This window comes from Amycolatopsis sp. NBC_00438 (assembly GCF_036026695.1).
Lineage (GTDB): Bacteria > Actinomycetota > Actinomycetes > Mycobacteriales > Pseudonocardiaceae > Amycolatopsis.
On sequence record NZ_CP107923.1, the window covers coordinates 4,712,820 to 4,726,521 of the forward strand.

The following is a 13,702-nucleotide window of genomic DNA, read 5'->3' on the forward strand; positions in this document are numbered from 1 at the left end:
ACCCACGAGTTGTCCGCCGGCGGCCTGCGGGCCGCCCCCTAAGACGCGGCGGAATGCCCTCGGTCACCTCAAGGGTCGAACTGATCACCCCCCGATACCCAGTCCGTTAAGGCGATCGGCCCCCACCCGGTCTCGTCCTGCTTCACTTCGGCCGTTCCCCTCATCGCCAGTGCTGCCGCGTCCGCCGCCGGCAATCCGGCCGGTCGATGGGTGATCAGCGGGGTGTCCGCCTCGAAGACCGCGAACCCGGCGAGCGAACCGGTGCTCGGCGACGGCCGGCTGGCACTGACCACCACGCGCATGGCGCTGGGTACCGCTTCGCCGAACACCTCATCCCCCGCCCGGCAGGCGGATGTCGGTCGGATTCAGCGACGCGGCGGAAATCCGGACCTGGATCTGCCCCGGCGCCCCCCGGGTTCGCGGCACCCGGGGGTCAGCGCAAGGCGTTGGCGACCGCGGTGGCCAGGGAGGTGGTCGGGTGGCCGATCAGGAGGCTTGGGTCGCCGGATGCAGTCAGTCGGCCTAGCCTGGGTTGATGTCCGCCAATCCACGAAGGATCCACCCGACGAGCTCCGTATCTCCCGGTCCCGTGCCAATTCCCGGCCTGAACCGCGACGATCACGAACACCCCGGGTTCGTCATGCATTGCGAGGACAACACTCCCGGCCACAAGACGTACTACATCCACCTCGAGGCCAAGCCGGGCCGGGAAGACGCGCTTCAGGAGTTCCTGTCCGACACCAACGCCGGTGTCGAGCCTGAGCCGCTCACCGCCCCATTGTTCGCACCACGCTTCCCGAAGACGACATTCGGCACCTTCGGGGCGTTCCCACACGCCAACGCCCGCTACACCCAGGCCTACCCCGCCCAGCTATACCGCCAGGACGTGCCGCACAGGAAGTACGACGACGTCCTCGGACACCAGCCGGCCCCGGTCGGCGCCCTCGCGCAGCAAAACCCGCACCGGCCGGCGGCTCCCGCGTGACCTCGCACATCCACGGCAGGGACGTGCGTGCCGACGACCTCCGCTTTTTGGCTGCCTTGGCTGACACGGGCCGCCTGATGACCGCCGCGAAGCTTCTCCGCGTCGATCACACCACGGTCTCGCGGCGCCTTCGCGCCTTGGAGAACGCACTCGGTTCGCGCCTTTTCGACCGTGGCCTCGAAGGGTGGGAGCTGACCGAGACCGGTCGCGCTGTGGTGGAGCACGCCCGAACTGTCCAGAAGGCGGTGGACCGTGCGATTCGTGCCGTGGCCGGCACCGAGGCCGACGCCCTCACCGGCACCGTTCGGGTGACCGCCGCAGACGGTTTCGGAACCCGGTTCGTCGTTCCGGCCATTGCCCGAGTGCAGGCAAAACACCCGGACCTGAACGTGGAACTCATCACCGGTGCACGTGAACTCGCCTTGCGCGAGTCGACCTTCGATCTCGGCATCACGCTCGGACAACCGCCGGTCACGAGATTGGTCACCGAGAAACTCTGTGATTACGATTCTGGGTTCTTTGCGAGCGAGACGTACCTGACGGAGCACGGCGATCCGGTCTCGTTCGAGGAGCTCGAGCGCCATCCGCTCATCTTCTTCGTCGATGCCATGCAGAGGGTAAGAGAGGTGGACCTGGGCAGATACCTCCCGAACGCCGTAGTGCGGTTCAGCTCGACGAATATTTTCGCTCAGCTCGAAGCAACCAGGCGTGGTGTCGGGATAGCGCTGCTGTCGAAGTTCATGGCCGGCACCGCGCCGGACTTACGTCCCATCGCTGCTGCGGTGCCGCTCCCGCGGGTGCCGGTCACGCTGGCCGCGCGGCGAGAAGCGTTGACTCGGCGGGAGGTGCGGGTGGTGCGCGAGGCGCTGCTCCGGGAGGTTCACAACCGCCAGGACGAGCTTATTTGGCACGCTGACCCGCCGGCGGCCATGACCGCGGACGTGTAACCGTCCCGTTCAACGCCCCTCACCCCACCGCCGTTTCCCCTGGATTGGGTGGACGCCGCATGGCTCGTCGTTCACGGGGCGTCGGCGCGATGCCGTGGGTTAGCGGCCAGTACTGGCGGCTGCGCACCGAAGGCTGTCATGCGTTCACAGAAGGTGGCATCAAGCTCGTCTCGCTGATCGCAAGATCACGACGTGGGTCGCCGACCATCAACTTCGGGTCGACCACCCGGTCGAACTCGTCCGCGTCCACACCTTCGGCGAGGGCGGCCTCCCGTAGCGTGCTGCCTTCGTCATTGGCCTTGTGCGCGATGGCGGAGGCCTTGTCGTAACCGATGACGGGAGAAAGGGCGGTGACGAGCATGAGTGATGCGCCGACGAACCGGTCGATCTGCTCGCGGTCGAGTTCGGTGCCCTCCACGCTGTACTCGCGCAGCTTGTCGCAGGCGTCGCCGAGGACGGTGGCGCAGTGCAGGACGTTGTTGATGATGATGGGACGCATGGCGTTGAGTTCGAAGTTGCCTTGGGATCCGGCGGCGGCGACGATGCCGTCTTCGCCGATGACCTGCAGGCACACCATGACCATGGCCTCCTGCTGGGTCGGGTTGACCTTGCCGGGCATGATCGAGGACCCGGGTTCGTTCTCGGGGAGTTTCAGTTCGTGCAGCCCGGCGCGAGGTCCCGACGCCAACCACCGCATGTCGTTGGCGACCTTCATCAGGGCGACGGCGACGCCACGCAGGCCCGCCGAGACCGCGACCATCGCGTCCAGGGACCCTTGCGCCGCGAACTTCGACGGCGCCGTCCGCAGCGGCGCGTCCGTCAGTTCGGCCAGCTTTGCGGCCATCTCTTCGGCGAACCCGTCGGGGGCGTTCAGCCCGGTTCCGACCGCGGTTCCACCTGCCGCCAGATCGCAAAGCCCTCCGAGACTCTGCGCGAGACGGTCGGCGGCCTGCCGGAGCTGAACCGCCCAGCCGGACCATTCCTGACCGACGGTGACGGGGGTGGCGTCCTGAAGGTGGGTGCGGCCTGTCTTGACGACATCGACCCACAACTGTGCCTTGACCATGATGGCGTCGGCGAGCGCCCGAATCTGCGGCAGCGTACTGCCGCGGATCTTGAGCATCGTCGCGATGTGCATCGCCGTGGGGAACGTGTCGTTCGAGGACTGGCCCAGGTTGACGTGGTCGTTGGGGTGCACCGGTGTCTTCGTGCCGAGTTCCCCGCCCAGCAGCTGACTGGCGCGGTTGGCGAGCACCTCGTTGATGTTCATGTTCGACTGGGTACCGGAGCCGGTTTGCCAGACGTAGAGCGGGAAGTGGGCGTCGAGATGGCCCGCGATCGCCTCGTCGGCAGCCTGCACGATGGCGTCCTTGCGCGCGTCGTCGATGCGGCCGGCGGCGTGATTGACCAGCGCGGCGGCTTTCTTGACGTAGCCGTAGGCGTGGTAGACGGCCTTGGGCATGTGGTCGTCACCGATGGAGAAGTGAATCAACGACCGCTGGGTCTGCGCGCCCCAGTACCGGTTGGCGGGGACCTCGATGGCGCCCATCGAATCGGTCTCGGTGCGCTTGCCGGTGGAGCCGGTACCGATGGGGACTTCCCGCAGGGTGAGCTCCTCGCTCTTGCGCGCCATCAGACGTCCTGCTCGTTCGAGTAGACGGGCTGCCACATCGCGTCCTGCACGGCTTGGGTGAGGTCGTCGTGCTCCTGGGTGGCCACACCGTCGCGGACGGCGGCTTGGGCGACGGCGTAGGCGACGGTCGCCGACGAGGCACGCAGGTTCTCCACCGGAGGCAGCAGTGAGGCGCCGAGCGCTGTCGGGTCGACCTGCGACGCGACCGCTTCGGCCGCGGCGAGCAGCATGCCGTCGGTGACGTGGGTGGCACCGGAAACCACGGCGCCCAGGCCGAGACCGGGGTACAGGAGCGCGTTGTTCGCCTGTCCGATCGTGAAGGTGGTGCCGTTGTGTTCGATGGCGTCGGCCGGGATCCCGGTCGCGACGAGCGCTTTGCCGTCGGACCACCGGATCGCGGCCTGGGGCATCACCTCGATGCGTTCGGTCGGGTTCGACAGCGGCAGCAGTATCGGTCGCTCGACCCCGTCGCACAACGCGCTCACGACCTCTTCGGTGAACGCACCGTGCACCGTGGAGGTTCCGATGAGGATCGTCGGCTTGACCTGTTGCACCACGGTGAGCAGATCGATCCGGCCGTCCGTCCTGGTCCAGTCGCTCACCTCGGCGGCGGGGCGGGCGTACACCTGCTGGTAGTTCGGCAAGTCCGGCATGTCGTCGATGATCAGGCCCTGCTTGTCGATGAGCCAGACCCGCTTCTTGGCCTCTTCTTCGGACAACCCGTCGCGGACCATGCCGGCCGAAAGCTGGTCGGCCATCCCCGAGCCGGCTGTGCCCGCGCCGAAGACGACCAGTCGCTGGTCGGCGAATCCCTGGTGGGTGACCTTCATCCCGGACAACACGGAGGCCACCACGATGGCGCCGGTGCCCTGCATGTCGTCGTTGAAGATCCGGTACTCGTCGCGGTACTCGTCCAGGATGCGTCGGGCGTTCTCCGGGCCGAAGTCTTCGAAGTGCAGGATTGCCTTCGGAAACAGCTCGGCCGCGTGCTTGACGTAGTCGTCGACGAACTGGTCGTAGCGTTCACCGGCCACCCGCGAATGACGGTTGCCCAGGTAGGTCGGGTCGTTGAGCAGCGCCGTATTGTTCGTTCCGCAATCGAGGTTGACCGCGATGACCCGGCCTGGGTGAATGCCGGCGGCTGCGACGTAGACGGCGAGCTTGCCGAGAGAGATGTCGACACCGTTGACACCCCAGTCGCCGATGCCCAAGATCTCTTCGGCGTCACTGCAGACGATGAGGTCGACGTCTTCGGCACCCAATCCGAAGGACTGCAAGGATTCGCGAATGTCATCCACGCGGTCCACAGAGAGGAAGACGGCCTGCGAGACGCGGTAGTCGCGGCTCCAATCCTTGATCGCCTCGCCGACCGTTGGGTCGTACACGACCGGAAGAAGCTCGGCGAGATGGTCGGTCAAGATCTTGAAGTACAGGACTTCGTTGCGGTCGTGCAGCATGTCGAGGTAGATGAATTTGTCCATGGCCGTCGGCCTGCGCGACAGCTGCTCGTAGCAGCGGCCTGCCTGCTCGTCGAGCGATTCGATCGCAGACGGGAGCCGGCCGACGAGACCGAGGGCACGGCGCTGCTCCTCGCTGAATGCGGTTCCGCGGTTGCGCAGCGAGTCGCGCAGAACCATCTGGGCTTTATCGGCGGCATGAGCGTTCATGGAAACCTCGAGACTCTGGACTGTTGGGACCCTTTGGTAGCTGGGCGGATCGTCGATGTCACCGGCCTTGGCCTCGAGATGGATGTGGCAGGCCGTTGGGCCGGGCGCGTTGTCCTCGCCGCTTCAGGTCGGGAATTGGCGCGGGCCGGGAGACGGAGTGCTCATCGGGTGGCTCAGTCGTCGATTGGCCGAGACGGCAGCGCGGGGATGGGTTCCTGATCGTCTCGAAGTTGTTCGGGAGTCATGTCGAACGCCTTCTGGATGCCGTCGTTGCGTTCTCCGAGACCGTCGGTGGTCTTCTTGCTCCACGGTGCGTCGATCAAGCTCTTCGTTTCTTCGAGCATCGACTTGGGCTCGAGGTTGCGGTAGCTGTCTATCTCGCCTGCTGCGAGCGCCGTGAGCGTCGTGTACACCGGCTCCGGGTTGAATTGCGCGCGTGGGAAGGCGAGCTTCGCGTAGTCGAAGAGGCGCTGTGACGGGTCGTCTTCCCAACCCTCCCAGGTCTGGAAGATCCGGTCGTTGAACCCGGTCAGGAACGGCCCCGGATTCATGGTCGCAACCTCAACGCCGAACTCCTGCAACTCGTCCTTCATACTCTCGGCGATAGCCTCGACTGCGTGCTTCGATGCGGCGTAGATGCCGGTGAAGGGGTTCACGTTCAGCCCCTCGCGCGAGGACACCCAGATGATGCGGCCGGTGCCGCGCTTGGCCATCTGCTTGGCGATGCCCTGGGTGAGCAGCAGCGGCCCGGTGACGTTGACCTCGAACTGGTGGCGGATGTTCCAGGCAGGAATGTCCACGGTGGACCCACCCTCGCCGATACCGGCGTTGTTGACGAGGATCTCGATGCCCCAGTCCAGCGCCTTGCGTCGATCCCCGTCGTTGGTGACGTCGAGCTTCTCGACCTGCAACGTGACGCCTCGCTCAGCTGCCTGTCGCTTGAGGGTTTGCACCTGACCGTAGATCTCGACCGCGGCCACGACGTCGAAACCCTTCTCGGCCAGGCGCATGGCCACCTCGTATCCGAAGCCTGTTCCGGCTCCCGTGATCAGGACCTTCTTCAGCGAAGTAGAGGTGGTCATGCGTTTGGTTCCCTTCGTAGGTCCTCGGCTTGCGAGCGCCGGGTACGAGGTCAGGCGGGTGGGGCGACCTTGTGCTGCACGCCTGACGTTGCCGGCCACCCACCTGTTCGCGAAGTCGACGACACGCAACCCGCAGCACATCGGTCGATGAGCCATACGTGGCCTTGCGCCCGAACCCGGCTGGCCCAGTAGCGGGTTCGGATACCACGCTAGGTGGTTGCGGGTCAGCCCGGAAGGAGGCAGATCGGCAGGCCGAGCTTGCAGATCTGCACAGCAGACGATGGCGCTCTCTCCGCGTCATCGACCACGTCCACGGGTTCGGCGGCCAGCGCTGCTGACATTCTGAACTCCGCTACAGGCTCGCCAAGCACCCCTGGAATCCACTGACCTCACGCGGCACTGCTCCTCGCGCGGGACTTGCTCCCAGCTATCCGCACTGCGGCGCAGGTCCGCTGAAGTGACAATCGTGAGCAACCGGTCGTTCATGTCCAGTCGCGGAGCGAGCGTGCCGTCAGATGTCGGCGAGCGTGCCGGCGGCGCGGCGGTGGTCGCGGAGGGTCTTGAAGTTCTTCATCCGGGCCAGGACATGTTCGACGCGAGCGCGGACCTTGCGGTGGGTGGCGTTGAGATCCTCTTGCCAGTCTGGGAGTTCACTGCCGTCGCGAGGTTTGCGGTAGGGTATGACGGACCGCGGGGTTGCCTTGATAGCCGCCGTCGGCCAGCACCGGGGCGGTGGCCGCTGCCGTGAGTCCGGATTCCGAGTCAACCCACGGATGCCGAGAACGCCATCGCGGAGCCTCACACCGAACTCGAGCAACCTGATCAGTTACCTTTGCATGTCGGCCTCTCCCCGATCGCGTCCGATGGCGATCACACGCCCTCTCTCCGAAGGCGTGTGCCGCCGCCGGCCGAGGCAGCCTCAGAGTTGCGACCAGCCCCCGTCGACCGGAAGTTCGAGGCCGGTGATGAAGGTCGCGTCGAAAGCGAGGAAGAGGACAGCCGTGGCGAGTTCCTCCGCCGTTCCGAAGCGCTTCATCGGATTGGCTTCACGCAGCTGCGCGGTGACCTGGGCTTCCAGATCTTTGTCGGGCATCGATTTGCCGGCGATCGGCGTGTCGGTAGGGCCGGGTGATACCGCGTTGACGCGAATCCCCCGGGGAAGAAGCTCGGCAGCGAACATCCGAGCGAAGTTTCGCAGCGCAGCCTTGGCCCCTCCGTATGCGGCGAGCAGGGGCATCCCTTTGACGTTTGCGGTCGAGGTCGTGAGGACAATGGAACCGCCGTCGGTGATCAGCGGCGAAAGTTTCTGCACCGCGAAAAACGGGCCCTTGGCGTTCAGGTTGAACATCTCGTCGAAGGTCGCCTCGGTCGTTTGCCCGAGGGGGGCGAAGAGGCTGAACCCGGCGTTGACGAAGAGCAGGTCCAAGGTGCCGAACTCCGCCTTCGCCCGATCGGCGAGAGCGTCGAGGTCCGCCAGCGAACGCGCGTCGCTCGAAACCACGATGGCGTCCTTTCCGATCTCCTCCTGGGCCGAATCCAGGCCTGCCTGCGAGCGCCCGGTCACCAGAACGCGCGCACCTCCGTCGAGGAGCATCTTCGCCGTTGCGAGCCCTATGCCGCTGGTGCCGCCGATGATGACAACCTTTTTACCTTCGTACCGATCCATGGTTTTCTCCTTGCGACACCGGGGCGTCCAGTTGGTTTCAGACCATTGCGCGAATGTCTTTAGGCGATAAAGCGGTGGATGGCCTCGTCAGCGTGATCCTGAAAGGACGGGTTGGCCAGGTCGGGGAAGATGTCCGCCTGGTCAACGAGGGGACCGGTGGTCGTGTTGGCGGCGCTGGCGTAGAAAACACCACTCGACAGGGTGGGATCGGTGACACCGTCGACCAGTCGCCCTGCGCCCACCTCAAGTTTGTGGGAGATCTTCAGGACTGGCATGACGTATCTGGCCGCCAGGCGCAGTGGGAGGCCCATATCGTCGGGTCCTTCAGTGCCGGACGTGTTACCAGGGCTCATGGTGATGAATCGTCGGCCGGGGTATTGGCGGGCCAGGTAGGCCATCCACAGGGCCGCGATGTACTTGACCTGCCCGTGGGCCAGGTTGCGGTCGGGCTTTCTGCCCGCGAAGTAGCTGCCGTTGATGACGGTCGCGAGTTCATCGGCGGAGGTCGAGACGAACGATGGCCGTTTCATCCCGAACTTCGGGACTCCCCTGGCCGCTTCGCTTCCGGCGTAGACCGCCACCTCGCCGAGCCGGTCCTCGGCCAGGAGCGTCTCGAGCAGGACGGCGTGCCCCAGAACGTTCACCGCGAAGACTGTGGTGACCCCGTCGGCGGTCAAAGCCGTCGGCGTCCGGCCGCCGACTCCGCCGGCGTTCATGACCAGCGCGTCGAGGGATCCGTTGATGCCTGCCAAGGCGGCGCGGACCGAACCCGGGTCGGCGACGTCCATGAGGACGATCTCGAAGATGTTCCGGCCGGTCTTCGCTTCGAGTTCGGCCTTGGCCTCGCTCGCCCGATCCCGGTTCCGGCACGCCAGGTAGATCCGCGCCATCTCAGGGCGCAATGCCAGCTGCCGGGCCACATCCTTGCCGATTCCGGCGTTGGCGCCCGTGATCAGCACGGTCCTCACCGGGACCGCGCTCATCGTGATGCCCTCGCACCTTCCGCGGGCCCAGCCAGGCTGATCACAGCCTTCTTACGTGCGTACCGGCTCATGGGCGCCCTCCGTAGTTAGTCAGTCAACTAACACACTAGCCGGACACGACGGCATCGTCTACAGTAAGTTAGGTGACTGACACACAGCCTGGTGCCGAGCGAGGTGACTGACGCGATGACCGAGGGCGGATCACGAGCTCAGGAGCGCCGAGGGAAGCGAGACCGACTGATCGCCGGCGCTTCTCAGGTGTTCTACGAACAGGGAGTGGAGCGGACGACGATCGCCGACATCTCTGCTGCTTCCGGCGTTCCCTTGGGCAACGTGTACTACTACTTCAAGGCGAAGGACGACATCGTCGATGCTGTCGTCTCCATGCGGACCGCAGAGATCGAGTCAACGTATGCGGCTTTGGCCGAGCAGTATGACGCTCCGGCCGATCGACTCAAGGCACTGTTCAGATCGCTGTCGGAGGAAGCCGAGATGATTGCGCAGCGCGGCTGTCCCATCGGCTCTCTCTGCACCGAGCTCTCCAAGCGCGTGACGGGCCCAGAGCCGCATTCGGCCAAGCTGATGCAAGCCCTCGTCGACGGGGCCGAGCAGCAGTTCCGGGAAATGGGACGCAGCGACGCTCATGAGCTCGCCGTCGAGATGATCACCGCCTACCAGGGGACCGCGGTCGTCTCCCATGCCACGGCCTCCCCGGAGCTCTTGAGACGCGAAGCTGATCGCGTCGACCGCTGGATCGATGAAGTTCAGCCAGGCCCCTGACGGCGGTGCGCGACTTCGCACCACGTCATCGCCGGCATCGAGTTGGCGCTGGTGCTCTCGGTCGCCGTAATCCGAGTCCTCAAACGCCTGCGTCATCCGAGCCCGCGCCGGCCGTCACCACCACAGCTGGCGGGACGGCGTTGCAAGCGGGCTCACCTGCGGGCCCGCCGTTCCGCAGCGGCAATGCCGTCACCGCAGCCTGCAGCTCGTGCGCCCCACTACAGATTGGCGAAAGACATGACCATCAGCTTGATCGACCCCAAGGAACTGCCGAAGGTGGGCTTTTTCCGGCAGGTCTCAATAGCCACCGGATCGAAACTTGTGTTCATGGCCGGCCAGGTCGCCTGGAACGCGGACGGAACCTTGGTGGGCGAAGGTGACCTCGCCGCACAGGTTGAGCAATGCTTTCTCAACGTCGGCGCGGCGCTCGCCGAAGCGGGCGGCTCGTTCGACAACGTCGCGAAGCTGACCACCTATGTCACTGATTGGAGCATGGACAAAATGAAATTGGTTACCGAGGGTCGTGATCGGGCCCTCGCGAAACTCGGCGTTACGCTCCACGCGCCAGGAACGCTGATAGGCGTCGCCGCCTTGTACTCCCCCGATCTTTTGGTCGAAGTCGAAGCCATCGCCGTGATTGACTAGGGGCGGCACGTGCCGCCGTAGCGGGTGGCCTCGTCGGCCGGATCGTCATCGAACCCGACCAGCACGTCCAGCTCGGCCGACGCCTCGTCGCCGACATGCGTTCGACCGGCGCGAGCCGGTCGAACGGGACAGTGAGCTGCGCGCGCAGTGTCTGCGACCGACCCCTGACGGGTCGCTCGGCAACTGCTACCAGCCGTTGACCGGCGAACCGCTGGGTCCCGCCGGCAGTCGTGGACCCCGATCATGGTGTCGGACCGACTGCATACGGGGTAGCACGACTCGGCCGATCGGGTTATCTGTCCGGACGGCAGTTAACGGAAGCGCGGTCCCCGGCGATTCCGTGACGGCTGACCGGCACGTGGCGACGAGGAGCGGACCATAGATGTTGATCAAAGGCTCGGCGTGGGGCAAGGGCATCCAGGACGGCGACAAGGCCAGGTTCGCGGCCCTGGTGACGACCGGCGAGCAGAAGATGGTCGACGGCGTCATGGTCATGCAGTACCTGGCGTCCACGTCGGATCTGTCCGTCCCCCACTTGACCGAGCTGCGCGGCATCCTCGGTCGCGGCCGGGCGCCGTGGGTGGAGGACGTCGCGCTCAAGGACATGGACGTCGTCCTCCAGCAGCGCAACGACCCCCGCTGGATCGCCGAGCAGAAGGAGAAGGCCGAGCAGCGTGCGGCCGTGCAGGCGGCCACCGAGGCCGAACTGCTCCGGCTGGGCCGGTCGAAGCTGGGCGGCGCCGGCGACACGTGGGCCGAACGCAAGCACGAGATCGACGCGTGGTGGTCGCGGGTGCGCGACGCCGAGGCGGCCGAGACCTGGCAGACCGCGTTCGCGCAGAACCGGATGTCGGCGCGGCAGATCGGGTCGACGTCGGTCATGGGCGGCACGTTCACCGTGCAGAACAAGTTCGACCGGCGGAACGCGGCGCGCAGCCGCGAGATCGTGCTGGACCGGGGCGCCGGCGGCATCCTGGCGCGGCTGGAGCCCACGAACTTCTTCGACCCCGAGACCGGCCGCCGCCGCAAGTACGAACTCGGCCTGCACGACCTGAGCGCGACGCTGCTGGACAGCACGAAAGAGCCGCTGACCGTTCTTGGCCAGCTCAAACCGTACAAAGACTCCATCGTGGTGTTCATGCCGGTGCCCACCGAGGACGACGCGCAGATCTTCCACGCGATCACGACCCTGCGCGATCCGGATGGCACCGACCTGGGCATCAAGCGCAGTTCGTTCACCCACCTCCGGTTCGCCCAGGGCAGTGACATGCACACGACGCTGGTCGACGTGAGCCAGCGGCCGGAGGACCCGCCGAAGATCCGCTACGGCGTCACCGGCCGGGTCCAGCGGGCGCGCGGCGAGGACGAGGTGATGGCGGACGACACCGACCTCGCCGCCCGGCGGACCAACGCGCTGCAGCACAGCGTGATCCTCGGTGCGGGCGCCGTGCAGAAGGTGAACGAGATCGTGGTGGCCTACCGCGCACACCGCTCCGCGCTGTTTCCGTTGTTCGCGAAGTGGGACGGGAACACGAAGCGGTTCAACGCCCTTGCCAGGACGACGTTGCGGCCCACCGGCGCCTACCTCACCGAGAGCGGCGAGTGGCGCGACCGCTGACCGGTCGGCAGGAGGTCATGGCAGCGGACTCGCCCGTCGCCGAGTCGTCCATGGCGACGGCGTGGCTGAGCACCACGACGAAGCCACGGCGCCGGCATCGTTTGTGCTGCAGGTCGCGCCAAGGGGCCCCGCGGTCAGCGCCGCAGCGGTAACGGCCGGCCGAACCCGCCAGTGACGGTCCACTGTGGACCGTCACCGGCGGGTTCGGCTCAGGCGGTGACGCGCGGCGTCTTCGGCAGCGCCCGGACGAACGCGCAGACCAGCACCGCGCTCGCCACCAGCAGCACCGCGCTGACCGCGAACGCCACGTGGTAACCGTGCATCGTGGCCGCCACCGCGTCGCCCGGTGTGGTGGCGAGGTAGGACGCGACCGACGTCGTGAAGATCGTGTTGAGCAGCGCCGTGCCCAGTGAACCGCCGATCTGCTGCGACGTGTTCACCAGCGCGCTCGCGACACCCGCGTCGGCGTAGTCGATCCCGCTCAGCGCGACGTTGTTCATCGGCGTGTACACCAGCCCCATGCCGACGCTCATCACGACCAGCACCGGCAGGATCAGGCCGAAGTACGACGAATCCGGCTCCAGCAGGGTCAGCGCCAGCACGGCCACCGCGGCCAGCGCCGCACCCAGCGTCATCAGCGCCCGCGCCCCGAACCGGGGCAGGAGTTTCGCGGTGTAGGTCGCGGTCAGGACCACGCAGATCGGGAACGGCAGGAAGACGATCCCGGCCTGCAGCGCCGAGTACCCCAGCGTCTGCTGGACGTAGTACATCATGAACAGGAACATGCCCATGCTGCCGACGCCGAGCAGGACCGACGTCAGGTAGGCGGTGCCGCGGTCGCGGTCGAGCACCACCCGCAGCGGCAGCAGCGGGGCGCGCACCTTCGCCTCGACCACGACGAACGCGGCCAGCAGCACCAGCGCGAACGCGATCAGGCCGAGCGTCAGGCCGGAGCCCCAGCCCTCACCGGCCGCCGTGGTGAAGCCGTAGACCAGGGCGATCAGGCCGACCGTGCCGAGCAGCGCGCCCGCGACGTCGTACCGCGCGCGGCCTTCGATCCTGCTCTCCCGCATGTTCGGCACCGCGAAGGCGAAGGCGATGGCCACCACCGGGATGTTGAAGAACAGGCACCAGCGCCAGCTGGCGTACTCGGTGAGCACGCCGCCGACGAGCGCGCCGACCGCGGCACCGGCGCCGCTGACCGCGCCGAAGATGCCGAACGCCTTGGCCCGCTCCCCCATCTCGGTGAAGGTGACCGTGATCAGGGACAGCGCGGCGGGGGCGAGCAGCGCGCCGAACACCCCCTGCAGCCCGCGGCCGACGAACAGCATCCACCCGGTCGTCGCCGCGCCGCTCAGGGCGGACGCCACCGCGAAGCCGGCCAGGCCGATCAGGAACACGCGCTTGCGGCCCGCGTAGTCCGCAACGCGCCCGCCGAGCAGCAGCAGCCCGCCGAAGGTGAGCGTGTACGCGGTGATGACCCACTGCCGGTCCGCGTCGGAGATGTGCAGCGCGTTCTGCGCGGACGGCAGCGCGATGTTGATCACCGTGGCGTCCAGCACCACCAGCAGCTGCGCGGTGACCACCACGGCCAGCAGCACCCAGCGCCGGGGGTCCGGGGCCGGCGGCGCGGACACCTCCTGGGTGTCGGCGACAGCGCGGGCGGCGCGGGCGGCGCGGTCCTCGGACATGTGCG

Annotated in this window: 12 protein-coding genes and 1 pseudogene; 5 read left to right on the forward strand and 8 right to left on the reverse strand. The window is 66.7% G+C overall.

All coding sequences use genetic code 11. The annotated features are described in order from the left end of the window. Positions 1-68: 68 nt before the first annotated feature. Positions 69-329: a hypothetical protein gene (locus OG494_RS20730; RefSeq protein WP_328458153.1), complete on the reverse strand. Its 261-nt coding sequence runs from the start codon at positions 327-329 to the stop codon at positions 69-71. Positions 330-535: 206 nt separating this feature from the next. On the opposite strand from OG494_RS20730, the gene OG494_RS20735 reads away from it, so the two are divergent. Then, positions 536-985, forward strand: coding sequence for a hypothetical protein (locus OG494_RS20735; RefSeq protein ID WP_328458155.1), 450 nt, complete (start codon positions 536-538; stop codon positions 983-985). After that, positions 982-1,932: a LysR family transcriptional regulator gene (locus tag OG494_RS20740; protein ID WP_328458157.1), complete on the forward strand. Its 951-nt coding sequence runs from the start codon at positions 982-984 to the stop codon at positions 1,930-1,932. The genes OG494_RS20735 and OG494_RS20740 overlap by 4 nt, the downstream gene beginning before the upstream one ends. Positions 1,933-2,068: 136 nt before the next feature. On the opposite strand, the gene OG494_RS20745 is transcribed toward OG494_RS20740, so the two are convergent. The 6 genes and pseudogenes from OG494_RS20745 to OG494_RS20770 form a co-directional block, all read right to left on the reverse strand. Then, on the reverse strand, positions 2,069-3,565 hold the full coding sequence (locus OG494_RS20745; protein ID WP_328458159.1) for a class II fumarate hydratase: 1,497 nt from the start codon (positions 3,563-3,565) through the stop codon (positions 2,069-2,071). Next, complete coding sequence (locus OG494_RS20750; RefSeq protein WP_328458161.1) at positions 3,565-5,232, reverse strand: NAD-dependent malic enzyme; 1,668 nt, start codon at positions 5,230-5,232, stop codon at positions 3,565-3,567. Before OG494_RS20750 ends, OG494_RS20745 begins: the two co-directional genes overlap by 1 nt. Before the next feature lie 173 nt (positions 5,233-5,405). Beyond that, positions 5,406-6,314: an SDR family oxidoreductase gene (locus OG494_RS20755; RefSeq protein ID WP_328458163.1), complete on the reverse strand. Its 909-nt coding sequence runs from the start codon at positions 6,312-6,314 to the stop codon at positions 5,406-5,408. Between the two features lie 511 nt (positions 6,315-6,825). Then, a pseudogene (locus OG494_RS20760) lies at positions 6,826-7,051 on the reverse strand (transposase family protein); the annotation flags it as partial. A 182-nt stretch (positions 7,052-7,233) separates the two neighbouring features. Further along, positions 7,234-7,980: an SDR family oxidoreductase gene (locus OG494_RS20765; RefSeq protein WP_328458165.1), complete on the reverse strand. Its 747-nt coding sequence runs from the start codon at positions 7,978-7,980 to the stop codon at positions 7,234-7,236. 59 nt (positions 7,981-8,039) lie between these two features. After that, positions 8,040-8,963 carry an SDR family NAD(P)-dependent oxidoreductase gene (locus OG494_RS20770; protein ID WP_328458167.1) on the reverse strand — a complete coding sequence of 308 codons (924 nt, stop codon included), beginning with the start codon at positions 8,961-8,963 and terminating at the stop codon, positions 8,040-8,042. A gap of 162 nt (positions 8,964-9,125) precedes the next feature. On the opposite strand from OG494_RS20770, the gene OG494_RS20775 reads away from it, so the two are divergent. The 3 genes from OG494_RS20775 (at position 9,126) to OG494_RS20785 (ending at position 12,006) form a co-directional block, all read left to right on the forward strand. Next, entirely contained in the window at positions 9,126-9,743 is a 618-nt protein-coding gene (locus OG494_RS20775; RefSeq protein ID WP_328458169.1) for a TetR/AcrR family transcriptional regulator, read from the forward strand. A gap of 237 nt (positions 9,744-9,980) precedes the next feature. Beyond that, positions 9,981-10,388: a RidA family protein gene (locus OG494_RS20780; RefSeq protein WP_328458171.1), complete on the forward strand. Its 408-nt coding sequence runs from the start codon at positions 9,981-9,983 to the stop codon at positions 10,386-10,388. Between the two features lie 382 nt (positions 10,389-10,770). Next, complete coding sequence (locus tag OG494_RS20785; protein ID WP_328458173.1) at positions 10,771-12,006, forward strand: hypothetical protein; 1,236 nt, start codon at positions 10,771-10,773, stop codon at positions 12,004-12,006. 209 nt (positions 12,007-12,215) lie between these two features. Here the strand turns inward: OG494_RS20785 and OG494_RS20790 are convergent, their stop codons facing one another. Next, complete coding sequence (locus OG494_RS20790; protein ID WP_328458175.1) at positions 12,216-13,697, reverse strand: MFS transporter; 1,482 nt, start codon at positions 13,695-13,697, stop codon at positions 12,216-12,218. Positions 13,698-13,702: the final 5 nt, after the last annotated feature.